The organism is Kitasatospora sp. NPDC054768, from assembly GCF_053612025.1.
In genome coordinates, this window is record NZ_JBSHBN010000016.1 from 13,758 (window position 1) to 38,204 (window position 24,447).

22 protein-coding genes are annotated in these 24,447 nt (G+C 75.4%); 7 read left to right on the forward strand and 15 right to left on the reverse strand.

Going from position 1 to position 24,447, the window contains the following annotated elements:
- Window positions 1-43: 43 nt before the first annotated feature.
- Both ACWGKU_RS07200 and ACWGKU_RS07205 read right to left on the reverse strand, forming a co-directional pair.
- A complete protein-coding gene (locus ACWGKU_RS07200) occupies window positions 44-1,021 on the reverse strand; it encodes an alpha/beta fold hydrolase (RefSeq protein WP_452177919.1) in 978 nt (325 codons plus the stop codon).
- 208 nt (window positions 1,022-1,229) lie between these two features.
- Window positions 1,230-1,991: a dienelactone hydrolase family protein gene (locus ACWGKU_RS07205; RefSeq protein ID WP_452177952.1), complete on the reverse strand. Its 762-nt coding sequence runs from the start codon at window positions 1,989-1,991 to the stop codon at window positions 1,230-1,232.
- Window positions 1,992-2,216: 225 nt separating this feature from the next.
- Between ACWGKU_RS07205 and ACWGKU_RS07210 the strand changes: the two genes are divergently transcribed.
- On the forward strand, window positions 2,217-2,630 hold the full coding sequence (locus ACWGKU_RS07210) for a DUF6191 domain-containing protein (protein WP_452177920.1): 414 nt from the start codon (window positions 2,217-2,219) through the stop codon (window positions 2,628-2,630).
- Here the strand turns inward: ACWGKU_RS07210 and ACWGKU_RS07215 are convergent.
- Both ACWGKU_RS07215 and ACWGKU_RS07220 read right to left on the reverse strand, forming a co-directional pair.
- Window positions 2,591-2,992: a VOC family protein gene (locus ACWGKU_RS07215; RefSeq protein ID WP_452177921.1), complete on the reverse strand. Its 402-nt coding sequence runs from the start codon at window positions 2,990-2,992 to the stop codon at window positions 2,591-2,593. The two genes, ACWGKU_RS07210 and ACWGKU_RS07215, sit on opposite strands and share 40 nt — an antisense overlap.
- A 66-nt stretch (window positions 2,993-3,058) precedes the next feature.
- Window positions 3,059-3,229, reverse strand: coding sequence for a (2Fe-2S)-binding protein (locus ACWGKU_RS07220; RefSeq protein ID WP_452177953.1), 171 nt, complete (start codon window positions 3,227-3,229; stop codon window positions 3,059-3,061).
- A gap of 1 nt (window position 3,230) precedes the next feature.
- On the opposite strand from ACWGKU_RS07220, the gene ACWGKU_RS07225 reads away from it, so the two are divergent.
- The 4 genes from ACWGKU_RS07225 (at window position 3,231) to ACWGKU_RS07240 (ending at window position 8,073) form a co-directional block, all read left to right on the forward strand.
- Window positions 3,231-3,947 (forward strand): hypothetical protein, encoded by a 717-nt coding sequence (locus ACWGKU_RS07225; protein ID WP_452177922.1) that lies wholly within the window; start codon window positions 3,231-3,233, stop codon window positions 3,945-3,947.
- Window positions 3,948-4,069: 122 nt separating this feature from the next.
- Window positions 4,070-5,794 (forward strand): IucA/IucC family protein, encoded by a 1,725-nt coding sequence (locus tag ACWGKU_RS07230; RefSeq protein WP_452177923.1) that lies wholly within the window; start codon window positions 4,070-4,072, stop codon window positions 5,792-5,794.
- The gene (locus ACWGKU_RS07235) at window positions 5,791-7,065 is read left to right on the forward strand and encodes a type III PLP-dependent enzyme (RefSeq protein WP_452177924.1); all 1,275 of its coding nucleotides are present in this window, start codon (window positions 5,791-5,793) and stop codon (window positions 7,063-7,065) included. The genes ACWGKU_RS07230 and ACWGKU_RS07235 overlap by 4 nt, the downstream gene beginning before the upstream one ends.
- Before the next feature lie 210 nt (window positions 7,066-7,275).
- Entirely contained in the window at window positions 7,276-8,073 is a 798-nt protein-coding gene (locus ACWGKU_RS07240; protein ID WP_452177954.1) for an inositol monophosphatase family protein, read from the forward strand.
- A gap of 85 nt (window positions 8,074-8,158) precedes the next feature.
- Here the strand turns inward: ACWGKU_RS07240 and ACWGKU_RS07245 are convergent, their stop codons facing one another.
- The 4 genes from ACWGKU_RS07245 to ACWGKU_RS07260 form a co-directional block, all read right to left on the reverse strand.
- Entirely contained in the window at window positions 8,159-9,613 is a 1,455-nt protein-coding gene (locus ACWGKU_RS07245) for a pyridoxal phosphate-dependent decarboxylase family protein (protein ID WP_452177955.1), read from the reverse strand.
- A 128-nt stretch (window positions 9,614-9,741) separates the two neighbouring features.
- Window positions 9,742-11,247 carry a diaminobutyrate--2-oxoglutarate transaminase gene (locus ACWGKU_RS07250; protein ID WP_452177925.1) on the reverse strand — a complete coding sequence of 502 codons (1,506 nt, stop codon included), beginning with the start codon at window positions 11,245-11,247 and terminating at the stop codon, window positions 9,742-9,744.
- A gap of 208 nt (window positions 11,248-11,455) precedes the next feature.
- Window positions 11,456-12,184, reverse strand: a complete 729-nt coding sequence (locus ACWGKU_RS07255; protein ID WP_380537997.1) for a response regulator — start codon at window positions 12,182-12,184, stop codon at window positions 11,456-11,458.
- A complete protein-coding gene (locus ACWGKU_RS07260) occupies window positions 12,181-14,148 on the reverse strand; it encodes a sensor histidine kinase (RefSeq protein WP_452177926.1) in 1,968 nt (655 codons plus the stop codon). Before ACWGKU_RS07260 ends, ACWGKU_RS07255 begins: the two co-directional genes overlap by 4 nt.
- A gap of 196 nt (window positions 14,149-14,344) precedes the next feature.
- Here ACWGKU_RS07260 and ACWGKU_RS07265 point away from each other — a divergent pair, with 196 nt between their 5' ends.
- Window positions 14,345-15,802 (forward strand): cation:dicarboxylate symporter family transporter, encoded by a 1,458-nt coding sequence (locus ACWGKU_RS07265; RefSeq protein WP_452177927.1) that lies wholly within the window; start codon window positions 14,345-14,347, stop codon window positions 15,800-15,802.
- A gap of 201 nt (window positions 15,803-16,003) precedes the next feature.
- Here the strand turns inward: ACWGKU_RS07265 and ACWGKU_RS07270 are convergent, their stop codons facing one another.
- Complete coding sequence (locus tag ACWGKU_RS07270; RefSeq protein WP_452177928.1) at window positions 16,004-17,086, reverse strand: hypothetical protein; 1,083 nt, start codon at window positions 17,084-17,086, stop codon at window positions 16,004-16,006.
- A gap of 97 nt (window positions 17,087-17,183) precedes the next feature.
- Window positions 17,184-17,738 (reverse strand): RNA polymerase sigma factor, encoded by a 555-nt coding sequence (locus ACWGKU_RS07275; RefSeq protein WP_401048663.1) that lies wholly within the window; start codon window positions 17,736-17,738, stop codon window positions 17,184-17,186.
- Window positions 17,739-18,099: 361 nt separating this feature from the next.
- On the opposite strand from ACWGKU_RS07275, the gene ACWGKU_RS07280 reads away from it, so the two are divergent.
- On the forward strand, window positions 18,100-18,471 hold the full coding sequence (locus ACWGKU_RS07280; RefSeq protein ID WP_401048662.1) for a hypothetical protein: 372 nt from the start codon (window positions 18,100-18,102) through the stop codon (window positions 18,469-18,471).
- A gap of 137 nt (window positions 18,472-18,608) precedes the next feature.
- On the opposite strand, the gene ACWGKU_RS07285 is transcribed toward ACWGKU_RS07280, so the two are convergent.
- The 5 genes from ACWGKU_RS07285 to ACWGKU_RS07305 form a co-directional block, all read right to left on the reverse strand.
- On the reverse strand, window positions 18,609-19,181 hold the full coding sequence (locus ACWGKU_RS07285; RefSeq protein ID WP_401048668.1) for a GTP-binding protein: 573 nt from the start codon (window positions 19,179-19,181) through the stop codon (window positions 18,609-18,611).
- Between the two features lie 169 nt (window positions 19,182-19,350).
- Window positions 19,351-19,698 carry a DUF742 domain-containing protein gene (locus tag ACWGKU_RS07290; protein WP_387727801.1) on the reverse strand — a complete coding sequence of 116 codons (348 nt, stop codon included), beginning with the start codon at window positions 19,696-19,698 and terminating at the stop codon, window positions 19,351-19,353.
- A gap of 125 nt (window positions 19,699-19,823) precedes the next feature.
- Window positions 19,824-20,234 carry a roadblock/LC7 domain-containing protein gene (locus ACWGKU_RS07295; RefSeq protein ID WP_387684924.1) on the reverse strand — a complete coding sequence of 137 codons (411 nt, stop codon included), beginning with the start codon at window positions 20,232-20,234 and terminating at the stop codon, window positions 19,824-19,826.
- Window positions 20,231-23,344, reverse strand: coding sequence for a nitrate- and nitrite sensing domain-containing protein (locus ACWGKU_RS07300; protein WP_452177929.1), 3,114 nt, complete (start codon window positions 23,342-23,344; stop codon window positions 20,231-20,233). The genes ACWGKU_RS07295 and ACWGKU_RS07300 overlap by 4 nt, the downstream gene beginning before the upstream one ends.
- A 120-nt stretch (window positions 23,345-23,464) precedes the next feature.
- Window positions 23,465-24,328 carry an MHYT domain-containing protein gene (locus ACWGKU_RS07305; RefSeq protein WP_401055078.1) on the reverse strand — a complete coding sequence of 288 codons (864 nt, stop codon included), beginning with the start codon at window positions 24,326-24,328 and terminating at the stop codon, window positions 23,465-23,467.
- Between the last annotated feature and the right edge of the window lie 119 nt (window positions 24,329-24,447).

Consider the following 24,447-nt stretch of genomic DNA (forward strand, 5'->3'; position numbering starts at 1 on the left):
AGGCTCAGTTGATCAGGTCCGGACAGGAATTGAGCACGAATCATCAGTCCATAAGGAAGTATCGGGCGTGATCCGAAACCTCTCGGACGGCCGCGACGACCGCCCGGGGCCGGTCGGCCTGAATGGCGTGACCGGCACCGTGGACCGTGCTGTGGGTTCCCCGGACGGCGTTCCTCGCGATGCCCGCCTGCAGGGCGGTCCAGCGGACGCGCATCGCACCGGGCAGTCCCCGGGTCGCGCTCAGGACCGTCACCGGCATCTCGAACGGTCGCGCGGTGGAGCGGCGTCGCCGGATCTCCGGAACGGCGACGGAGGTCAGCCGCTGCTCGGCGAGGACGGCCCGCCGCTGGTGCCGGTGCGCGATCACGGCCGCCTCGGCCCGGTCGAGCGACGTCGCCGGATCGAGCGGCGTCGCCCGATCGAGCGGCACCTCCGCATCGAGGGACGCCGGTGCCGACGCCGTCGGCGCCGATCCAGCCCGGTACAGCCACAGCCGGTTCAGCACCGCCTCGGCGGCCCGGATGGACCATGGCTGGAACTCCTCGTGCGCCGGGTCCACCAGGACCAGCCCGGCCACCAGCTCCGGCCGCTGCCAGGCGAGGAGTTGGGCCAGCTGGCCGCCCCAGCTGTGCCCGATCAGGAGCGCCGGTCCGGCTTCCAGGTGCTGAACGAGGGCGGCCAGGTCGGCGATCTGGCCGTCCAGCGTCGGGGCGGCGGCCCGACCGGGCTCGCTGGCGCCCAGCCCCGCCCGGTCGTACGCCACGACCCGCCCGTACCGGGCGAGTTCGGGCAAGACGGCCGACCAGCCGAGCGCCGTGGTGCCGCAACCCGCGATCAGGACCATCGGTGCGACACCGCCCCGACCGGCCTCCACCCAGCGCAACGCCCGCCCATCGCGGTCCAGTTCACCGCTGCGCACTCCGCCGGGCAGGTGCTCCCCGAGCGCCCGCGCGACGGCCTCCTGGACGCTCCGCAGATCCGGCCCGGCGGGCTTCGCCCGCTCTCCCTGGCTGGCGTTCATGTGCCGTCCCCCCTGGATCGTGGTCCGGCCCCTCCCCCGGGGCCGGTTCCGATGACCCGCGCGGGTCCGCGCGGACCTGTGCGGACTCGCGCGGACCCGCGCGGACCTGTGCCGACCTGTGCCGACCTGTGCCGACCTGTGCCGACCTGTGCCGACCTGTGCCGACCTGTGCGTGGCCGAACGGGCGACCCGGTCAACAGGTACGGCCTCAGGCCGGCAGGACCCTCTTCAGCAGGCCGAGCAGCGCCTCCCAGTGCCGCTCGGCGGCCGCGGCGTCGTAGCGGCTGGTGTCCGCCTGGGTGTAGCCGTGCGGGGCGCCGGCGTAGACCTCGGCCCGGTACCGGACGCCGGCGGCGGTGAGGGCCGCGGCGAGCCGGTCGATCTGCTCGGGCGGCAGCGCGGGGTCGGCGTCCGCGTGGCCGAAGTACAGCTCGGCGGTGATCCGGTCGGCGCCCAGGTGCGGGCTGTCCGGGCTGTCGGTGGCGAGGCTGCCGCCGTGGAATCCGGCCGCGACGGCGATCCGGTCCGGGTGGCTGGCGGCCGTGCGCAGCGCCAGCAGGGCCCCGCGGCAGTAGCCGGTCAGGCCGACCGGGCCGTCCTGGACCAGCGGGGACTCGCCGAGCCAGCGCAGATACGCGTCCGCGTCGCGCGCGGTCGCCTCCGGGGTGAGCGTGTCGAGCAGCGGGACGATCCGGGCGAAGAGTTCGTCGGCCTGGTCCAGGTCGATGAGCTCCGGCAGTTCGACGACCGGCGCGCGCCCCGCCCGGTAGAAGGCGTTGGGGACGAGCACGGTGTACCCGGCCGCGGCCAGCCGGTCGGCCATGCGCTCAAGGTGCGGTCGGAGCCCGAAGGCGTCCATGTAGAGGATGACACCCGGGTGGGCCCGGCCGTCGTCGGGGTGGGCGAGGTAGGCGTCGGCGGTGCCGTCCGCCGTCGGAATGTCCACGAGGGTTCCGCGCACGGGCATGATCAGAGCGCTCCTTCCGGTTCGTCCGGCAGCGTATCCGGTGGGCCCGTCGCCCGCCCATGCGGTTTTCGCCACACTGCGCCCGCGCCTGCGCCCGCACTGCGCCACGGCGCGCCCGCGTCCTGGGCCCGGCCCGACCCGGCTCAGCCCGGCTCAGCCCGGCTCAGCCCGGCCCAGCCCGGCCCAGCCCCCGGGAACGCGACGGCCCTGCGGCCGCGTTGAGCGGGCATGGGGTGGATCGTGGGTGTGGCGGCGGCGGTGGTGGCGGTGCTGGGGATGGTGCTGCTGGCGGCGTGGCAGGTTCAGGACGAGTCCTCGTCGCGCCCGCGGCGCCGCGGGCCCGGGGCCGGGATGGGCGCCGGTGGGCTGGACGAGCTGCACGCCCTGTTCAGCCCGGGCAAGCAGGTGCAGATCGAGCAGAAGCGGGAGCAGCTCGTGCTGCGGGACGACGCGCAGGCCGGCGGGCCGCCGCACCTGGGCGTGGACCTGGACCGGGGCGTGGCGGTGATGCCGGCCGGGGCCGCGGGACGGACGTCCCCTCCCGCACCGCGCGAGGAGGGCCCGACGGCTACGGCCGGCCCGGCGCCCCGGACGCCGGGGGCTCAGGCGCCCCAGGTGCGGGAGCAGAGCACCAGCCGGTAGCCGTCCGGGTCGGCCACCGTCACGCCGTACTCGTCCCAGTACGGGTTGTGGGACTCGACCCGGGTGCCGCCGGCCTCCTCCAGCCGGGCGGCCAGGGCCTCGTCCACCGGGGCGCCGAGGTAGACGACGAACAGGTCGTCCACCGTCGGTGTGGGCTCCAGCGGCCGCTCCGGGTCGTGCGTCAGCTCGAAGTGCCAGCTGCCGCCGGACGGGCCGACCATCAGCAGGTCGTGCTCGCCGGACACCCGCTCGGTGCTGCGCCACAGCACGGCGAGGCCGAGGCCGCCGACGTAGAAGCGCTCGGCCGCCGCGAGGTCGCGCGAGGGGCGGGCGATCCGGACCCGCACGGTGGAATCGATCATGCCGGCGACCATAGCCCATGCCACCGACAGCGAACCCCGCGGTGCGACGGGTTCGCGGACGGACCGTCAGAACCGCCGCAGGCGTTCCTCGTCGGAGGTCCGGGGGCAGGTCAGGCAGGCGGTCGCCGCGGGCCCGACCGCGTAGTAGAGGCAGCAGCCGAGCCGGGTGCGGGTGTGGTGGGCGCGCCCGTCGGGGGTGTGCAGGCAGCGGAAGTCGGCGCCGCCGGGGAGCGGCAGGGTGCCACCCGGGCAGGACGGCCTCGGCGGCGGCGACGGAGGCGTCCTCCTCGCCGAGCATCCGGCCGAGGTACCAGAGGGCGGAGGCCAGGTCGTCCGTCACCATGCCCCAGAGGGCGCGGTCGCGGCGCCGGGTGGGCCCGGCGAACGCGGCGAGCACCGGCCCGAGGTGCGCGACCACGGCGGCCCGCAGTTCGGCGCGCAGTCCGTCGTCGCCGGGCATGGTGACGTGGCCGGGCATGGTCACGTCGCCGGGCAGGGCGACGTGACCGCGCGGGCGCAGGGCGAGCGCACCGGTGGGGGCGTGCAGCCAGAGGTCGGCGGGGTCGACGGCCGGCACTCGGCGGGAGAGGTGCCAGGGGCCGGCGATCAGCAGGCAGGCCGACCAGGCGTAGTGGTGGAGCAGCCGGGAGGCGGTGACGTGCGGTCGCGGGGCACTGCCGTGCTCGTCGGCGATGCGGGCCTCCGCTCCGGCCAGGACGGCGGCCAGCGCGCTTTCGTCGGCGGCGAGTTGGGCTCCGGAGTGCCAGCCGTCGGCGGCGCGCGGGTCGGGCTCGCCGCTGTCCAGGAGGCGCAGCTCCAGCACTGGGCAGAGCTCCACCAGCCGCCGGTAGTCGGCGACGAGCGCCGGGGCCCCGGCACGCACCGAGGGCGCGACGGGCATGGGTGTTCCGGGAACCATTGGCACTCCCGAGATCGATTCTGCATGATCGATTAAGGTGAGGCTCACCTTACAACGCCTCACGGCACCCGGTGACCGCGGGCCGGCCTGCCGGTCGACCCGTCGACCCCATCGGCCGGCCCGGCGGCGGCGACGAATTTCCCACCGCCGACGAGGCGATGGTCCGCACCCTGCCGAACTGCCTGCTGCGCGAGGTCTCCGCGCCCGAGCACCAGACCGCCGCCGACAGCGGCCGCCTGCTGCTGCGGCTACCGCGCCGCGGCGCCCTGCTGCGGGTCGCCCTGCGCCGCACCTCGCTGCTCGGCGCGCACCGCTTCACCGGGCCGGTCGAGGTCGAACAGGACGGAGACTGGGTCGAGTTGGGCTGGCAGGCGTTGGCCGAGTACGTCCAGCACGAACTGGAGCTGCGTACCGGCACGGTGAACGAGGAGTTCCTCGACCAGGTCGCGTCCAGCCACCAGGGCGTCCGCCAGGGCCTGGACGACCGGCCGGCCCCAGGCGCCGACCGCTACCTGGAGTCCGAGCAGGCACTGCTGTTCGGCCACCGCTTCCACCCGGCCCCCAAGTCCCGATCCGCCGCCCGCGGCGACTGGCGCGGCTACGCCCCCGAGTCCCGCGCCTCCTTCCCGCTGCGCCACCTCGCCGTCCGCGCGGACCTGCTGGCCGAGGAGTCGCTGGACGAGAGCGCGACCGCACTGCTGGACGGCCTCGGCGAGGTGCCGGACGGCTACCGGCTGCTGCCCGCGCACCCGTGGCAGTATCAACTCATCGGTGAACAGCCGCTGTTGCGCGCCGCCCTGGCCCGGGGCGACGTCCTCGACCTGGGCCCGCGCGGCGAGCGTTTCACCGCCACCGCCTCGGTGCGCACCCTGCACGGCGCCGACGCCTTCCTCAAGTTCAGCCTGAACGTTCGCATCACCAACTGCCTGCGCAAGAACGCCGCGTACGAGCTCACCGGCGCCGTCGCGCTCACCCGGCTGCTCGCCCTGGCCCTGGCCGACCTCGCCCGGCGCTTCCCGGCCTCGGCCGTGTTGCGCGAACCGGCCTTCCGCACCCTCGCGCTGCCCGGCACCGACGGCCGGCCCGACCGGGCACTGTACGAGGGCTTCGGCCTGATCGTCCGGGAGGGCTTCGGCGGCGTGCTGCGGCCCGGCGTCACCCCGCTGCTCGCGGCCGCCGTCGCCGACGAGCACCCGACCAGTTCCGCGCACATCTCCCGCCTGCTGGGCGTGAGTCCGGACGGCGCGGCGGCGCTCGACTGGTGGCGCGACTACCTGCGGCTGCTCCTCCCGCCGGTCCTGTCCGCCTACTTCGACCACGGTGTGGTGCTCGAACCGCACCTGCAGAACGTGCTGATCGGCGTGGACGCCTCCGGCCACCCCGTCCAGGTGCTCTTCCGCGATCTGGAGGGCACCAAGCTCGTCCCCGAGCAGAACGCCGACATCCTCGCCGCACTCCCACCCGAGGTGGCCGGCCCGATGACCTACGACGCGGAACGCGGCTGGGACCGGGTGGTGTACTGCCTGCTGGTCAACCACGTCGCCGAACTGCTCGCCGCGCTCGCCGACCGCCACCCCGAGCTGGAGTGCGCGCTCTGGCAGGCCGTCCGGGACACCCTGGAGGAGTACGCCGCCGCGCACGGCTGCCCGCCCCGGCTGCGCGCTCTGCTCGCCGGTGTGCCACTGCCCGCCAAGGCCAACCTGTTGACCCGCTGGGAGCGCAAGGCCGACCGCGAGGCCGGCTACGTCCGGCTGCCCTCCCCGCTGGCCGGCTCCGTCCTCGCCGGGGCCGCCCGCATGCCCGCCCGCACATCGGACCGCGCGTCCGCCCGCCCGCCGGCGCACACGCCCGCCCGCCTACCCGCCGGGAGCACCGCCCGATGACGACCGAGACCGCCCGGCCCGCCGAGGCCGTCCGACCCACCGAGGCCGTCCGCAGCTTCACCGCCGGCCTCACTCCCGATGAACTTCCCTCCTACGTCTACGACTTGGCAGCCCTTCGGGAGCACGCCGCCGCCGTCCGGGCCGCGCTGCCCGAGCGGGTCGAGCTGTACTACGCCGCCAAGGCCAACCCGGAGGCGCCGCTGCTGACCGCGCTGCGCTCGGTGGTGGACGGCTACGAGGTCTCCAGCGGCGGGGAGTTGGCCCACGTCCGGGCCGTCGTGCCGGACGCTCCTCTGGCCTTCGGCGGGCCGGGCAAGACTCCGGCCGAGATCACCGCGGCGGTGGACGCCGGGGTGCACCGCTGGCACGTCGAGAGCGAGCAGGAGCTGCACCGGCTGGCCGCCGTCCTCGCGGACCGGCCCGGCGCGGTCGTGGACGTGCTGCTGCGGGTCAACCTCGCGGTCGAGACGGCAGCGCTCGACGCGGTGCCGCTCGCGATGGGCGGCCGTCCGACGCCGTTCGGGCTGGACCCGGACCGGGCCGAGGAGTGCGTCCGGCTGCTCACCGGCGGCGGTCCGTCGGCGCGCCGGCTGCGGCTGCGCGGCGTGCACGCCCACCTGGCCAGCGGGCTCCCGGCGGCGGAGCAGCTGTCGGTCGCGGCGCGGATCGTCGCCTGGTCGGCCGCACTGGCCGAGCGGCACGGCTTCCCGCTGGCGGAGGTCAACATCGGCGGCGGGGCCGTGGACTACGCGGACCCCTCCTCCCGCTTCGACCGGACGGCCTTCGGCGAGGGCCTGGCCGAGCTGCTCGACGCCCACCCCGGGCTGACCCTGCGGATCGAGCCCGGCCGGGCGCTGACCGCCCACTGCGGCTGGTACGCGACCGAGGCGCTGGACGTGAAGGCGAGCCACGGCGAGGACTTCGCGGTGGTCCGCGGCGGCACCCACCACCTGCGCACGCCCGCGACCCGGGGGCACTCCCAGCCCTTCGCAGTGCTCCCGGTGGACGCCTGGCCGCACCCCTGGCCGCACCCCTGGCCGCGCCCGGCCGTCACCGGCGGCCGGGCCACCCTGGCCGGACAGCTCTGCACCCCGAAGGACGTCCTCGCCCACGCGGCCGAGGGCGCGGACGGCCTGCGGACGGGCGATCGCGTGCTGTTCGCGATGGCGGGCGCGTACGCGTGGAACATCTCGCACCACGAGTTCCTGATGCACCCTCGCCCGGGCTTCCACTACCTGGGCGGCGATGGACCGAACCCGGCGGAGGGGTGACGGAGGACGAAGGACGGCCGACGCGTGACAGCCGACAGCTGACAGCTGACAGCTGACAGATTTCGAAATCTGTCAGCTGTCAGTTGTCAGTCGTGAGCTGTCGACCGTCGCCTCCCGGCCGTCGACCGTCCCACCGCCCCCGGTCCGCCGCCGACCCGTTCCTCCACTCGTGGGAGAGTGGTATGCAGCGAAGGGAGCGCGAACGTGCTGATGGACAAGGTGGCGGAGATACTCGCCGAGGCGTCGGCCGAGGCGGTGGAGCCGCGCTTCCGGGCGCTGGCCGCCGGCGAGGTGATGGAGAAGGCCCCCGGCGAGGTCGTGACGGTCGCCGACCGCGAGGCCGAGACGATCATCGCCCGCCGACTGCACGAGCTGCTGCCCGTCCCCGTGGTCGGCGAGGAGGCGGTCTCCGCCGACCCGTCGCTCGCCCTGGCCCTTCGCGACGAGCCCGCCGCCTGGCTGGTCGACCCGGTGGACGGCACCGCCAACTTCGTCGCCGGTAGACCCGAGTACGCCGTGATGTGCTCCCTGGTCCGCTCCGGCCGGACCGTCGCCTCCTGGATCTGGCAGCCCTCCACCGCCACCGCCTACTGCGCCGAACTGGGCTCCGGCGCCTGGCGCGACGGCGAGCGCCTGACCCGTCCACCGGCACCCCAGGACGTCGCGAAGCTGCGCGGCTCGGTGAAGAGCCGCTACCTCGACGCCGAGCACCGCCGCCGGCTCCAGGAGAACATCGCGTCCTTCGGCGAGATCTCCCCCGGCCGGCACGCCGCCGGGATCGAGTACCCGGACGTCGTCGAGGGCCGCTTCGACTTCATCCTCTACTGGCGCACCCTTCCCTGGGACCACGCCCCCGGCTCGCTCCTGGTCACCGAGGCCGGCGGCGTCTCCGCCCGCCCGGACGGCACCCCGTACCGCCCGGAGGCCCCCGGCTGCGAGGACGGTCTCCTGGTCGCCGCCGACCCCGACACCTGGGAGCTCGCCCGGTCGATCCTCCTGGGCGGCTGATCCCGAGGCCCAGCCCGCCCGGAAACCCGGCCCGACCGGAAGGCCGACCCGCCCGGAGCGCCCGGCCCGCCCAGAGCCGTCCGCTCTACCCCGCCCGCTCGCCCGCCACCTTGCGCCCGGCACCCACCACCTCACGCAGCAACGCGCCGACCTCCCCCACCGTGGCATGGGGGTTCAGCAGCGTGAGCTTCAGCCGGACCCGACCCGGGCCGTCGCCCGGGAGTTCGGTGCGGCCGACCACCGCCCGGCCGGTGCGCAGCAGCAGGCGCCGCAGCCGGCCGTTCACCTCGTCCAACGCCGCCTCGTCCGTCACCCCGGGCGGCCGGTAGCGGAAGAGGATGACGGTGAGCACGGGCTCGGCGTGGAGTTCGAGCGCCGGGTCGGCGCGCACGGCGTCGGCGGCGGTGCGGGCGAGGTCGTGGCAGGCGTCGACCAGCCGGCCCAGACCGTCGCGGCCGAGGGTGCGCAGGGTGACGGCGAGCTTGAAGGCGTCGGCCCGGCGGGTGGTGCGCAGCGAGCGGCCGAGCAGACTGGGGTACCCGGCCTGCTCGTCGTCGACCGGGTTGAGGTACTCGGCGCGGCGGGCGAGCGAGACGTAGGTCTCCGCGCGGCGGACCAGGAAGACCCCGGCCGCGGCCGGCTGCCAGCCGAGCTTGTGCCAGTCGAGCGAGACCGAGTCGGCGCGGGCGATGCCGTCGAGCAGCGGGGCGAGCCGGTCGGAGAGCAGCGCGCCGCCGCCGTACGCGGCGTCCACGTGCAGCCAGGCACCGTAGCGGCCGGCGAGGTCGGCGGCGGCGGACAACGGGTCGACGGCTCCGGTGTCGGTGGTGCCGGCGGTGGCGACCACGGCGATCGGGGTCCGGCCGGCCCAACTGGCCTCGGCCATCGCCCGTTCCAGTTCGTCCTCCCGCATCCGCAGCCCGCGGTCGACCGGGACGGGGATGACGGCCCGCTCGCCGAGGCCGAGCAGGGCGGCGGCGCGCTGGACGGAGAAGTGCGCGGCCTCGGAGGCGAGGATGCACGGCCGGACTCCGGCCGGGATGCCGTCCAGCTCCACGATGCCGTCGAGCTTCTGGTCGCGCGCCAGCATGAGCCCCATGAGGTTGGACTCGGTGCCGCCGGAGGTGAAGACGCCGGCGGCGCGCGCCGGGTCGTAGCTGACCAGTCCGGCGATCTCGGCGAGCAGTGCGCTCTCCAGGGCGGTGGCGGCGGGGGCCTGGTCCCAGGAGTCCTGGGAGGGGTTGAGGGCGCTGACCGCCAGGTCCGCCGCGGCGGCGACGGCGAGCGGCGGGCAGTGCAGGTGCGCGGCGCAGGCCGGGTCGGCGGGGTCGGCGGCGCCGTAGGCGAGCAGTTCGGTGAGCCGGGCGAGCGCGCCCGGTCCGTCGTCGCTGGCCAGCGCGTCGTCGACGAGTGCGGCGATCTCGGCCGGACTGCCGGCCGGCAGCGGTCCGGAGCGCATGGCGGTGCCCGTCTCCAGGGAGTCGAGGACGGTGGCCAGCAGCGGTCCGAGCGCGCCCGGCCCGGCGGCGCCGCCCGCCAGGGCGTCCGTCGCGACGCCCTCCCCGGGGAGCCCGACGGGGTCGGTGCCGGGGTCGGTGCCGGGGTCGGTTCCGGGGTCGGTTCCGGGGTCGGTTCCGGGGTCGGTTCCGGGGTCCGGTCCGGGGCCGCTCACCGCCGGCCCCGAGCCGCCGGCGCGCCCGCGGACGCACCTGCCACCGCCTGCCCCGATCCGCCCGCCGATCCGCTCGGCGATCCGCCCGCCGACCCGCCCGCCGATCCACCCGCCGATCCACCCGGCCGCCCGGCCGTGGAGGCCGCCGCGATCGCCTCCGCCAGCCGCTCCAGGACCGCCGCCACCTGCTCGTCCGTGATGGTGAGCGGCGGAAGCAGTCGCAGCACCGCGTCGTGGCGTCCGCCGAGCTCGACGATCAGACCCCGCGCCAGGCAGGCCTCCCGGACCCGCACCGCGAGCGCCGGGTCGGCCGGCCGGGCGCCGCAGGCGTCGGGCTCGGCCGCCGGGTCGACCAGTTCGACGCCGAGCATCAGCCCCCGGCCGCGCACGTCGCCGATCACCGGCAGTTCGACGGCGAGTTCGCGCAGCCGGGCCGTCATCCGCTCGCCGACGGCGGCGGCCCGCTCGGCCAGCCCGTTCGCCGCGACGTGGCGCAGCGTCGCGGCGCCGGCGGCCATGGCGAGGGTGTTGCCGCGGAAGGTGCCGGTGTGGGCGCCGGGCCGCCAGCCGTCGTAGTCCTCGCGGTAGACGACGACGGCGAGCGGCAGGCTGCCGCCGATGGCCTTGGAGAGGACCATGGCGTCCGGGACGATGCCGCTGTGCTCGATCGCCCACATCGCGCCGGTGCGGCCGACTCCGGTCTGCACCTCGTCGACGATCAGCGGGATGCCGCGCTCGGCGGTGATCCGGCGCACCTCGCGCAGCCAGCCGTCGGGCGCGGGGACGACCCCGCCCTCGCCCTGGACGGCCTCCAGGATCATCGCGGCCGGCGCGACCACGCCGCCCGAGGGGTCGTCCAGCAGCCGCTCCACGTAGGTCGCGGCGAGGCCGGCGCCCGCGTCGCCGCCGACCCCGAACGGGCAGCGGTAGCCGTAGGGGAAGGGCAGCCGGGCGACTTCGCCGCCGCTCGGCAGCGGCTCCTTGACGGCCACGTTGCCGGTGAGTGCCAGGGCGCCGGCGGTCATGCCGTGGTACGCGCCGGTGAAGGCGAGCGCGCCGGAGCGGCCGGTGGCGGTCTGCATCAGCTTGAGGGCGGCCTCGACGGCGTCCGTCCCGGCCGGTCCGCAGAAGTGCACCCGGGCGCGGGCGGCGAACTCCGCGGGCAGGCTCTCGAACAGCGCGCTGGTGAAGTCGTCCTTCTCCGCGGTGGCGAGGTCGAGCAGGTGCAGCGGGGCACCGCTGTCGAGGGTGCGGCGGATCGCCTCCAGCACCACCGGGTGGTTGTGTCCGAGGGCGAGCGTGCCGGCGCCGGAGAGGCAGTCGAGGTAGCGCCTCCCGTCGGCGCCCTCGACGGTCATGCCGTGGGCGCGGACCGGGACGATCGGGAAGGAGCGGGCGTACGTTCTGGCGGCGGACTCGCGGACGCGCTGACGGCGCAGGATGGCTTCACCGGCGGCCGGGGCTCCGGAGGCGGCCTGGACGGGTACGGCAGCGAGTGACACGAGAAACCCCCAGGGGAAGTTAGGTTAGCCTAACTTTACTGCCCTTGACCTGGAGGAACGCCCAGGGGCCTCCGGAACCACCCGAGTGAGTGAACCTCCCCCGGTTCATCCAACGAGCATCGCGCGGAAGGGTCACGGCCCGGGGCCGGGCCTTCGCCGACCGTCCGCCCCCGGCCACCGACCCATGCCGCCTCACCCCCGGCCGCCGTCAGGCCCGCCCCCTCCAGCGGTAGCAGAGCTCCGGCCGCCCGACACTCCCGTACTGGGGCTCCCGCACCGCGCACCCGGTCTCCACCAGGTGCTCCAGGTAGCGCCGCGCAGTGATCCGCGAGACCCCGGCGGCGGCGCCCGCGGCCGCGGCCGACAGCCCGGCGGCCGCCTCGCGCAGCACCGAGGCGACGGTGTCCAGGGTGGGCGCGCTCAGCCCCTTGGGCAGGGTGCTGCGCTCCGGCGTGCGGAGCAGGGCGAACGCCTGGTCGACCTCCTCCTGCCCGGTCGCCTCCCCGGTGCGCCCGAGGCTGTCGCGGTAGCGGGCGTAGCGCTCCAGGCGGTCGTGCAGCGCGGCCGCGCTGAACGGTTTCAGCAGGTACTGCACGACACCCGCGGAGACCGCCTGCCGGACCATGGCGAGGTCGCGGGCCGAGGTCACCGCGATGACGTCGGTGCTGTGACCGGCCGCGCGCAGCGTGCGGCAGAGCTGGAGCCCGTGGCCGTCCGGGAGGTAGAGGTCGAGCAGGGTGAGGTCGACGGGCGTGCCGGCGGCGCGGGCCCGGTCCAGGAAGCGCAGCGCGTCGGCGCAGCTGTGGACGGTCCCCGCGGCGTGGAAGCCGGGCTCGCGCCGGACGTACAGGGTGTGCGCGGCGGCGGCCACCGGGTCGTCCTCGACCACCAGGACCGAGATGCCCGCCGCGGCGGGGGTGTCGGCGGTGCCGGTCACACCAGCGCCCCTTCCTGCTCCCGGCCGGGGGACTCCCCCGGCCGCCGGGTGGACTCCCCCCGGTCGCCGACGGCCTCTCCCGGCCGTCCTGCCAGCGGCAGTCGCACCGTGAGCACGGCGCCTCGCTCCCGCCCGACCTCGACGGTGCCGCCGTTGCGCCGGGCGGCCTGGGCGACCAGCGCCAGCCCGAGCCCGTGCCCGCGGCCGTCCTGCTTGGTGCTCCAGCCGCGCCGGAAGACGTCCTCGACCGCGCCCGGGTCGATGCCCGCACCGGTGTCGGCGACCCGCAGCAGCAGGAAGTCACCGGCCGCCGCCGCGCCATCGCCGCTGACGCCGTTGCCATCCCCGTCCCCGCTCCCGCTCCCGCTCCCGCTCCCGTCGCCATGGACGCTGCGGCCCGGCCCTTCGCAGTCCCGGCCGCGGGCGACCCGCGCCGTGACGGTGACCTCCGGCGGGACGGGACTCTCGGCCGCACCGGCGATGGCGGCGTCCACGGCGTTGTCGATCAGGTTGCCGAGCACGGTGATCAGGTCCCGTGCGGGGAGCCCGGGCGGCAGCACTCCGTCGTCGATCCGGCTGTCCTCGGTGAGGGTCAACTCCACTCCTCGTTCGGCGGCCTGCGCCGCCTTGCCGAGCAGCAGGGCGGCCAGGACCGGCTCGCTCACCGCCGCGACCACCCGGTCGGTGAGCTGCTGGGCGAGTTCGAGCTCGGCGGTGGCGAACTCCACCGCCTGTTCGTGGCGGCCGAGTTCGATCAGCGAGACCACCGCGTGCAGGCGGTTGGCGGCCTCGTGCGCCTGCGCGCCGAGCGCCTCGGTGAAATCGCGAACCGAGTCCAACTCGCCGCTGAGCGCCTGGAGTTCGGTGTGGTCCCGGAGGGTGACCACCCGGCCGAGCCCGGTGCCGGTTCCGATGGTGGAGGTGTTCAGCACCACGACCCGCTCGGCGGTCAGGTGCACCTCGTCCCGGACCGGCTCCTCCCCCAGTACGGCCGCCAGCAGAGCCTCAGGAAGCCCCAGCCCCGCCACCGGACGGCCGTCCAACTCGCCTGCCAGGCCGAGCAGTTCCCGGGCCGCGTCGTTGCACAGCACCACCCGGTGCGAGCGGTCCAGCAGCACCAGTCCCTCGCGCACCGCGTGCAGGGTGGCCTGGTGGTACTCGTAGAGGTGGCTCAGCTCGTCCGGCCCCATCCCGTGGGTGTGCCGCCGCAGCCGGGAGTTGGCGAGGTAGGTGCCGACGCCACCGACCGCGAGCGCGGCCACCGCCACGCCGACCAGGGCGAGCAGCGGGCCGCTCAGCTGCGCGGAGATCGACTCCACCGTGAGACCCGCGCTGACCAGCGCGACCACCCGGTGCCGGTCGTCCCACACCGGGGCGACCACCCGCACGGACGGGCCGAGCGTGCCCGTGTACGTCTCACTGCGGGTCTGCCCGGCGAGCGCCCAGTCGATGTGCCCGAGGTAGGTCCTCCCGATCTGCTCGGGCAGCGGGTGGGTCCAGCGCACGCCGTCGGTGTCCATGACGGTGATGAAGGAGACCCCGGTGTCCGCCCGCACCTGCTCCACGTACGGCTGGAGCACCGAGGTCGGGTCCGGACCGGCGACCGCGGCCCGGACGGACGGCGAGTCCGCGACGGCATGCGCGACCGCGGTGACCTGGCGGCGGGCGGCGTCCTCGGCGCGATCGGCGGTGAAGAGGTACGCGAGCACCGCGCCACCGGCGACCACGGCGGCGACGATCACCACCTGGACGACGAACAGCTGCCCGGCCAGACTGCGGACCAGGCGCCGGGGCAGGCGTCGGACCAGCCATCGGACCAGGTTCCGGGACAGCCCGCGGGGCAGTCGGCGGGGCAGTCGGCGGGCCGGATGCCCGGGTGGACCCGGAGGCAGCCGCCGGACTCCGCGGCCCGCCGGCCGGTGCGAGCGGCGGCGCGGGGCGGTGGGGGCGGTGCGCTCGGACATGCCTGCCAGTGTGCACCACGCCCCCGGACACCCCGGGGCCCCGCCCGGCCCGCACCGTTCGCGGGCCCGCCGTCCGGGCCGTCCGCCACGTTCGTGAACTCTATGAACGCAAACGTGACCTCCGTCACTTCGGGGCCCATAGTCGGAGCGGCCCATCCCCCGGGGCCACCAGGACTGCACGGCAAAGGAGCCGCAGATGTCGATCGCTGGAGCCGCCCCGGCGGCGGGACCCAGACGCAAGGACCGGACCCACTACCTCTACATCGCGGTGATCGCCGCGGTGGTCGCGGGCGTCGTGGTCGGCCTGGCCGCCCCCGGGTTCGCCGTGGAGCTGAAGCCGGTCGGCACGGGCTTCGTCAACCTGATCAAGATGATGATCAGCCCGGTGATCTTCTGCACCATCGTCCTGGGCATCGGCTCGGTGACCAAGGCCGCGAAGGTCGGCAAGGTCGGCGGCCTCGCCATCGGCTACTTCCTCGCCATGTCGACCGTCGCGCTGGCCATCGGCATGGTCGTCGGCAACCTCCTGGAACCCGGCGGCGGCCTGCACCTGACCGCCGCGCTCGCCAAGTCCGGCCACGCCCAGGCGGCCGCCGGCGGCGCCCAGGCGACCACCGACTTCCTGCTCGGGATGATCCCCGAGACCCTGTTCTCCGCCCTCACCCAGGGCAAGGTCCTCCAGACCCTGCTGGTCGCCCTGTTCACCGGCTTCGCGCTGCAGGCGATGGGCGCGGCCGGCGCGCCGGTGCTGCGCGGGATCGAGCACGTGCAGCGCCTGGTCTTCCGGATCATGTCGATGATCATGTGGGTCGCGCCGATCGGCGCCTTCGGGGCGATGGCCGCGGTCGTCGGCGCCACCGGCACCGCCGCGCTGAAGAGCCTGGCCGTCATCATGATCGGCTTCTACGTCACCTGCGTGCTGTTCGTCGTCGTGGTGCTGGGCACGCTGCTGCGCCTGGTCGCCGGGGTCAACGTCTTCGCGCTGCTGAAGTACCTCGGCCGCGAGTTCCTGCTGATCCTCTCCACCTCCTCGTCCGAGAGCGCGCTGCCCCGCCTGATCGCCAAGATGGAGCACCTGGGCGTCAGCCGCCCCGTCGTCGGCATCACCGTGCCGACCGGCTACAGCTTCAACCTCGACGGCACCGCCATCTACCTGACCATGGCCTCGATCTTCATCTCCGAGGCGATGGACAAGCCGATGTCGCTCGGCGAGCAGCTCTCACTGCTGGTCTTCATGGTGATCGCGAGCAAGGGCGCGGCCGGGGTCACCGGCGCCGGACTGGCCACCCTCGCGGGCGGACTCCAGTCGCACAAGCCCGCGCTGGTGGACGGCGTGGGACTGATCGTCGGCATCGACCGCTTCATGTCGGAGGCCCGCGCGCTCACCAACTTCGCGGGCAACGCCGTCGCGACCGTGCTCATCGGACACTGGACCGGCGAGCTCGACGCCGAACGTGCCCGGCGGGTGCTGGCCGGCGAGCTGCCGTTCGACGAGCTGACGCTGGTCGACGCCCACGCCCACGGTGCGCCTGCCGGGCCCGCCGGCGCGGCGGACGGCTCCACGACCGACGCCCCGGAGGACATCCCTGCCCAGGGAACCGGCCACGGAACCCCGCAGGGAACCCCTCAGGGGACCTCCCCCGTCGGCGTCTGAGCCCGGCGGCACCCCCGCACTCCCTGGTCCGGCGCCTCCCACCAACCCCCGGAATCGGCGCCGGACCAGGGTTTCGTCTTTCCGCCCGGCTTTCTGTCCGGCTTTCGGTCCGGCTTTCTGTCCAGTGGCTGTCCGGCTTTCGGTCCGGTTTTCCGTCCGACGGCTGTCCAGCAGCAGTCCGGTGGCAGTCCGGCCTGCGCGTCACAACTCCTGCGAGCCGCTGACCACCCAGGCCACCCCACGGGCCGGGTCCTCCAGCGCGATGTGCAGATGGTGCAGCCCGGCCGACGGTTCCTGCCAGGTGAAGCAGCGCATCCGGGCCACCAGCGCGTTCACCTCGTCCCGGTCCATCCCGCCCGCACGATCCGCGCCGTCCGCGCCGTCCGCGCCGCCCGCGCCGCCCGTCCCGCCCGCACCGTCCGTCCCGCCCGCACCGTCCGTACGGCCCGCACCGCCCTGACCGTCCGCCCCGGCCATCGCCGCCAGCGCCCGCCACAGCCCCAGCCGCCCGTGCGCACAGCCCCGCGACCGCCCCACGGCGGCGGCCCGCACCAGCGCCGGGTAGGCGAGCGCGAACGGCAGATAGCCTCCGACCACCCGCCGGTCGCGGGCCAGCAGGGCGGCCGCCGCCGGGGCCTGGCCGCGGACGCAGGCCGTCTGCACCCACGGCGCGAGCGCGCCCAGCCCGGCCAGCGCCCGGGCGACCCGCGGTCCGGCCGGCCGGCCACCCGGCTGCGCCGCCGGGGGCAGTTCCACCTCGCCCAGGCCCTCCCGGCTGGCCGGCAGGGTCAGCAGCGCACTGCGCGCGCCCCCGCCGGGCAGGTACTCCCGCACCCGGGCCGTCTCGCCCCAGCCCGCCGCCTCCCACGGCTCCAGACGCAGTGGCACGCCCTCCGGATCGGGCTCGGCCGCGTACGAGAGGTCCTCGCCGAGCAGCGCCCTGGTGTGTGCGACCAGTCGTCGCACCGGGGCCGGACCGAGCAGCGGGGCCAGCCGCAGCCAGGAGTGCCTGGTCGCCAGCACCTCCCAGAGCGGACCGGCGTCGTGATCGGCCACCCCGGCGGCCGTCCCCGCGCCACCCTCCCGGTCGAACAGCCGGACGGCCAGCTCGGGCGGCGCCGCGTAGGCGATCAGGTGGCCGAGCGGAGCCGTCAGCGCCGCCGCGGTCTGCTCCCCCGCCTCCGTCACGGCAGCCGCGCGGCCCTGCCGGTAGGCGGCGAGCAGCTCGGGCCAGCGGCCGTCCTCGGCCAGTGCGCGCAGGCCGCCGTCCTCGTACGTGATCACGATTCGCAGGGTACGGGCCGGGGCAGCGCCCGAGCCGACTTGCCGACGGTTCGGTGCGTCGGGGTGGCGCGGCGGTCGCCCGCCCGCCGCCACGCCCTCAGCTCCGCTCCCGCTCCCGCGCGTGTTCCCGATCGTGCTCCCGACCACGCTCCCCCTCGCGCTCGCGCTCCCGCTGGACGACAGCGCGCAGCCGACCGTGGGCGCGGCGCCGGGTGACCGCCAGCGTGCTGCGGTGCAGCCCGAGCAGCTCGGCGGCCTCGTCGACGCTGTAGCCGTCGAGGTCGACCAGCACCACCGCACGGGCCTGCTTGACGGTCAGGAAGCCGAGCAGCCGCATCACCTCCCACCGCGCCTGCAACTCGGCCATCCCACCGGCCCGGAGGTCGGGCAGCCCCCGGTCCCGCTCGCCGATGTCGCCCGTCTCCGGCACCTCGGGCATCGACACCCGCCGGCGCTCCCGGCGCCACTGGTCGCGCAGGATGTTCACCATCGTGGTGAACGCGTAGGCGTACGGCTGTGGATGGCCGAGGAAGCGCTCCGGCCGACGGGCGATCCTGAGGTACGCGTCGTGGACGACGTCCCCCGCACCGGCCGGACCGCCGGCGAGCGAGGCCGCCGCCTGCTGGAGTCTGGGCAGCAGATCCGTGAACACCTGGTTGAATTCGGCCGATTGACCGCCGCTCCCGTTGGGACCGAAGTCCCTTTCCTGTCCGCCGCCGCCCTCATTCCGACCGCTGCAATCCGCCATGCCGCTCTCCCCGGAAATCGGCACCCCGAGAACCCGGTCGGTCCTGGCCGCAGGAACCATGAGCCAACCGGATTACTTGTGACACAGGTCACATCATAGTTCGTCGTCTCACTGTGCGCAGTCATTCGTGTGCAACACGTCACCAGTCGTACGGGAGGCGGGAATTCACCTTCGCTCGGACCGCGCGATCCGCGGTCGGACCGCGCGGACATCCCGACGGCCGGGACACCCGCCCGACGAGAACCCCTCAGCAAGGAGAACCACCGTGCGAGGCTGCATCGCCAGGAAGATCGCCACGTTCGGGCTGGCCGCCACGGCCGCCCTCGGCGCACTCGGGGCCACCGCCCTGCCGGCCGCCGCGGCGACGACCGGGACCCGCTCCGTCACCCCCGGGGCCGCCGAGGCCTGGAACACCATCACGTCCGAGGCCTACCACTGCGTCATCACGGGCAACTACGGCTGGCGCTGGGAGGGCTACTGCAACGTCTACTCCGGGCGACTGCGCACCATCACCTACTGCGCCGACGGCTCGCACACCACCGGCCTGTGGATCGGCGCGCGACCGGAGGCCTGGGCGGTCTGGGGCAAGTGTCCCGGGTCCACCTGGACGCGGATCGTGTTCCAGTGGCACAGCTGAGGCACGGTTGAACCGCTGACAGAACCGGCGGTCGACTGCTGACAGATGACGGCTGACAGATTTCGAAAGCTGTCATCTGTCATCTGTCATCCGTCATTTGTCCGTCGCCCGCCCGCTGCACCTCCGCCGCCACCGTCTCAGCCCACCGGCGAGGCGTCCGCGAGCAGCCGGGCGGCGTGCACCCGGCCCGCGTGCTCGACCAGGTTGATCAGCACCTCCTTGCCCGAGGCCCGGCGGCGCGCGTCGCACAGCAGCACGGGCGTCCCGGCATCCAGGTCCAACGCGCGGGCGACGTCCTCCGGGCCGAACTCCCGCGTCCCGGCGAAACGATTCACCGCGACCACGAACGGGATGCCCCGGTGCTCGAAGAAGTCGACGGCCGGGAAGCAGTCGGTCAGCCGGCGGGTGTCGGCGAGCACCACCGCGCCGAGCGCCCCCTGGGCCAACTCGTCCCAGAGGAACCAGAACCGGTCCTGCCCGGGGGTGCCGAACAGGTAGACCGCCAGCCCCTCGCGGATGGTGATCCGCCCGAAGTCCATCGCCACCGTGGTGGTGGTCTTCCGCTCCACACCGTCCAGGTCGTCCACCTCGCGCCCGGCCTCGGTCAGCCGCTCCTCGGTGCGCAGCGGCCTAATCTCGCTGACCGCGCCGACCAGCGTCGTCTTGCCGACCCCGAAGCCGCCCGCCACCAGGATCTTGAGCGCGAGCACGGTGCCGTCGGGGTCCTCGGCGTCGAACGGATCCGACCCGCCGTACGGATCCGGCCCGCCGTACGGATCCGGCCCGCCGTACGGATCCGGCCCGCCGTACGGATCGGACAGGCCGAGGGGGTCGGACGGTCCGGACGGTACGCGCGGGGCGGACGATGCGGACGGGTGGTCAGAGTGCGCGGAGTCCACGGATGACCTCCTGGAGGATGCGCTCGTCGGGGAGCAGGGCGGGCGGGACGGGACGGCGGACCCGGATGAGCCCGGCCGTCAGCAGATCGCCGAGCAGCACCCGCACGACACCCACCGGCAGGTCGAGGTCGGCGGCCAGCTCGGCCACGGACAGCGGGGTACCCCGGCACAGCGCCAGGATGTGCGCCTGTTCCGGGCCGACCGGCGGCTCGGGCACGCCGGGCAGGAACGTCGGGTCGGGCGGCTCGGTGACCACCACGGCGATCAGGTCGAACTGCTGCTCCCCGGCCCCGGTGCGCCCCCGGGTCATCGCGTACGGGCGGACCATCGGCCCGGCCTCGTCGTCGTACCAGTGCGCCCGGTGGGCGGCGGCGAGCGGGTTGCGGGGCTGCCCGTCGGGGTCGGCCCTCGGGTGCTCCGGATGTCCCCCGCGGTACGGGCGGGGCACCGGATTCACCGGCCGCCCACCGCCCGCGGCGGGGCGCTCAGATGCTCCCCGACCCGGCGGACCAGCCTGGCCATCTCGTAGGCGATCAGGCCGAGGTCGGCCCGGGACGTGGCGAACACGGCGAGGCAGGTGCCCTCCCCGGCCGCCGCGACCAGCAGGTAGCCGCCCTCCAACTCGACCATGGTCTGGCGGACTTCGCCCGCACCGAAGTGCCGGCCGGCCCCCTTGGCCAGGCTGTGGAATCCGGAGGCGACGGCCGCCAGGTGCTCTCCGTCCTCCCGCGCCAGCCCGGCCGAGGTGCCCATGGCCAGGCCGTCGGCGGAGAGCATCACGGCGAAGCGGAGCTCGGGGGCGCGCTGGACCAGCTCGTCCAGGAGCCAGTTCAGCGCTCCCGCGCGGTGGGTGGTGGCGATCACGGACGCTCTCCTTCGGATCGGGACGGGGATTGGGGGTGGTGCGCCCGCGGCGGCTGCGGAGGGTCGGCGGGCTTCCCGTCCCGCCGGCCTTCCGGGTGCAGACCGCGCGCCCATCCGTTCTGGAACGCGGACATCGCCGCCCGCGCCTCCTCGGGGCTGCGGCCCGCCGCACCGAAGCCGTCGCCGGACCCGTCCCCGGAACCCGGCCCGGCGGAGGCGAAGACGGAGGAGGAGGCAGCCGTACGGCGCCTGTGCGCAGGCGGACGGGCCGGGGCCTCGCGCAGCTGCGGTGCGAGGCTCGCCTGGCGGGTCCGGCGCGGCAACTCCTCCGGCCCCTGACCAAGTTGGTGACCGCCCGAACGGACACCGTCCGAGCCGGGGCCGCGCGAGCGGACGCCGTCCGAGCCGGAACCGTCCGTGGCCGGTCCGGGTACCGGCTCCGCGGGGAAGCCCTGACCGTACGGTTCCGCGCCGTACGGCTGCGGCGGCCCGGACTGCGGACGGGCGGCCGCACCCGCGCGCCCGTCCGCAGCCGGACCGGCCTCCCGGGCGCCGGAGGCCCGGAAGGGGGTGCGGCGCACCGGCCCGGGGGCACTGCCCCGGACACCGAACGGCAGCAGCGCCCCACCCTCCGGCGGCGGCCCACCCGCCGCCGGAAGCCCGTCACTCGTCCCGCCCTGCGGGTGCTCCCGGTGCCCCGGGTCATCCCGGCGCCCGGGGTGCCCCGGGTGTCCCGAGACGCCGGTCGGGAGACCCGGTGAGCCACCGTTCGGGCCACCGCCCGGACCGCCCGCCGGCCGCTCCGCGTGGCCGTGCTCCGGGGTGAACTCCCGCTCCGGGACAGCGCGGTGATCCGCCGGATCGGCGAGCACCGGCTCCACCGGCCCCGGGCCGACCGCCGCGGCACCCGACGCGGCGGTCGGGGCAGCACCCGACGCCACCGCGCCACCCGACGCCATGCCGCCCGACGCCATGTCACCCGACGTCGTGTCACCCGACGCCGCCGAGGGCAGCGGAGGCGCGACCGGCTCGAAGCCGTACCACACGTCCTCGGCCCCCACCGCCGCCTCGTCGGCCAGCAGCGCGGTCGACAGCAGGACCACCGCCGTGGTGCCGCCGTACGCGGAGGTGACCAGCGAGACCTTGACGTCCTGCCGCCGGGCGAGCCGGCTGACCACGAACAGGCCGAGCCGGTCGCTGTCGAAGAGGTCGGTCTGCTCGGCGGCGGCGATCCGGCGGTTGGCCGCGGCCAGCACCTCCGGGCCCATGCCGAGGCCGCGGTCCTCGATCTCCAGCGCGAAGCCGTTGCCGACCCGTTCGCCCCGGATGTGCACCCGGGTGTGCGGCGGCGAGAACCCGGTGGCGTTCTCGACCAGTTCGGCCACCAGGTGGGTGAGGTCGGCGACGGCGTGACCGACCACCGCGGCGCGCGGCAGCGGGTGGACCTCGACCCGGGCGTACTCCTCGACCTCCGAGACGGCCGCGCGCACCACGTCCACCAGGGGAACGGGACGGCGCCAGCCCCGACCGGGGGCGGCCCCGGAGAGGATGATCAGGCCCTCGGCGTGGCGGCGCATCCGGGTGGTGAGGTGGTCCAGCCGGAACAGGTCGGCGAGCTCGGACGGGTCGTCGGTGCGGCGCTCCATCGCGTCCAGCAGGGTGAGTTGGCGGTGCACCAGGACCTGGCTGCGGCGCGCGAGGTTGACGAACACCCCGGAGACTCCGGAGAGCACCTCGGCCCGTTCGACCGCCGCCGTGACCGCCGCCCGCTGGACGGTCCCCAGCGCCCGGTGCACCTGGCCGATCTCGTCGCCCCGCCCCACCGGCCGGGGCGCCTCGGCCTCGATGTCAACCTCCTCACCCGCACGCAACTTCCGCATGGTCGCGGGGAGTTTGCGTCCGGCCAGCTCAAGTGCCGAGTTGCGCAGGCCGATCAGCTCGGTGACCAGCCCGCGCCCGATCTGCACCGAGATCACCAGCGAGGCCACCACGCCGACCAGACCGAGCAGCACGGCCATCCCGGCCGGAGTGAACAGGCCCAGCGCGTAAGGGTCCTGACGCTCGGCGGCGAGCCTTCCGGCCCGGTCCTCGACGCCCCGCAGCGCGCCGGCCACGTTGCCCGCGACCATCGCCCAGCGGTCGGCCGGCACCGCCGCGACCGCCGATCGACCGTCGGCGGCCGTCCGCATCCTGTCCTCGTACCCGGCCAGCTCGCGGTGGTCCTGGCCCCCGGTGACGGCGAGCAGCTCCGCCCGGTCGACGGAGCGCAGGTCGGCGGCGGCGCCCCGCTCGAACTCGCGTCGGGCGAAGGCCGCGCCGGAGAACTCCCGCAGCTGGTCGTCACCGAGCCCGCCCGACAGCTGGGCGGCGCGCAGCAACGCGTCCTCACGGGAGAGCAGTTCGCGGGACCGGGCCAGCTCCAGCAGCACCCGCGCGTCGGCGGCCGCCTGGCGCTCCTGGAAGGGAGCGACGGCTCCGGCGGCGGCGAGCGCCCGGTCCACCGCCTCGCCGTACGCCGCGTACGCCTCGGGCCAGCCGACGCTCCTGGCCAGGGCCCGGTCGCGCAGTGCGGGCAGGGCCGCGAGCGAACCGCCGAGGGCGTCCAGCCGGGCGGCCGCCTCATCGCCCAGGCCCTGGGCGTCGGCGCGGTTGTAGCCCCGGTCGGGTCGGCGGGGGTCCGGGAAGAGCGGGGCGAGCGCCCGGTCGGTGGCCGCCGCCGCCTCGCGCAGGGCGCTCTCCCGGGCGGCGCTGGGGGCGGTCGCCGGGGTCGCCGGGGTCGCCGCCGGGGCTGCTGGGGCCGCCAGCAGCTGACCGACAGCGGTGCGTTCGGCCTGCAGCCCGGCGACCGTCTCCGCGACCGGCGTGAGCAGCGTGCGCTGGGCGTCGCGCTGGCGCATCAGGCCCCAGACGCCCTGGGCGGTGGTGACGGTGGCGAACCCCCACAGGGCGATGACGGAGACGACCGGGACCATCAGTAGGGCGATGATCCGGGCGCGGACGGTCCGGGGGCGCAGCCCGCGCAACCACGGGCCGGGGCGCGGCGGACGGGCGGGCGGCCCGGCATGGGCACCCCGGCGGGTACCGGGGGCGGTACCGCGGTCTTCTCGCATGGGTGAGGAGCCTTTCGGGCGGGGTGGGCGGAGGCCGGGTGGGCGGAGGCCGGGTGGGCGGAGGCTGCGGGGCCGGACCGGGAGCGAGCGGGCGGGGAACGGGCGGGGAGCGGGCGCGGCTCAGGCTGCGCGGTCGTGCCGCTCGGCGTCGCGCCGCCCGTCCGCTGCCGGGGTGGGCTCGTGCCACGCGCGCTCGGGGTGCGGGGGCGCGGCGGGGGACTCCTCCACGGCCGGTTCGCCCGCCTCCCGGTAGCCGGCCCGCTCCTGGGCGGTCGGTGAGAGTGCCACGAAGGCCGAGGCGAGGAAGAGGAACGAGCCGAGGCCGACGGCGAGCGGGAAGACGAACTCCATCGGGCTGACCCCGCCGAGAACGGTCCGGGTCGGCTCCAGCCGGACGTGGACGGCGGCCATGCCGGTGTAGTGCATGCAGCTGACAGCGAGGCCCATGGCCATCGCGGCGGCCGCGGCCGTGTACACGTTGCGGATGGTGACGGCGGCCCAGAGCGCGGCGGTCGCGGCGCCGACCGCGATCAGCACGGACAGCGCGACCGTCCCGGCGTCGTAGTGCAGGCCCCCGTGCATCCGCAGGGCGGCCATGCCCAGGTAGTGCATCGCGGCGACGCCGAGACCGGTGGTGACGCCGCCGGAGAGCAGGGAGAGGCCGCGGTGCCGGCCGTAGCAGACCACGGTCAGGCCGAGGCCGGTGACCAGCACCGCGACCACGAGGCTGAGGACGGTCAGCGGCACGTTGTAGCGCAGCTCGGTGCCGTCGACGGTGAAGCCGAACATGGCGACGAAGTGCATGGTCCAGATGCCGGAGCCGATCGCGGCGGCGGCCGTGATCAGCCAGTTCCGCCGGGCCGGACCGCTCGCGGCCAGTCCCCGCAGCGTGCAGCGCAGGCCGAGGGCGGCGCCGGTGCAGGCCATCAGGTACGAGAGGGCGGGGGTCAGCCAGCCGAGGCTGAGATGGTTGAGAGTGCCCATGGGACCTCCGGTCGACCGGTCGGGCCCGGGGGCGGTACGCGGTGCGCCCGGGCGCCCCGGGCCGGGCGGACTGCACACGAATGGCATATGCCAACCGCATGTGCGCTTCCGGCCTGGGG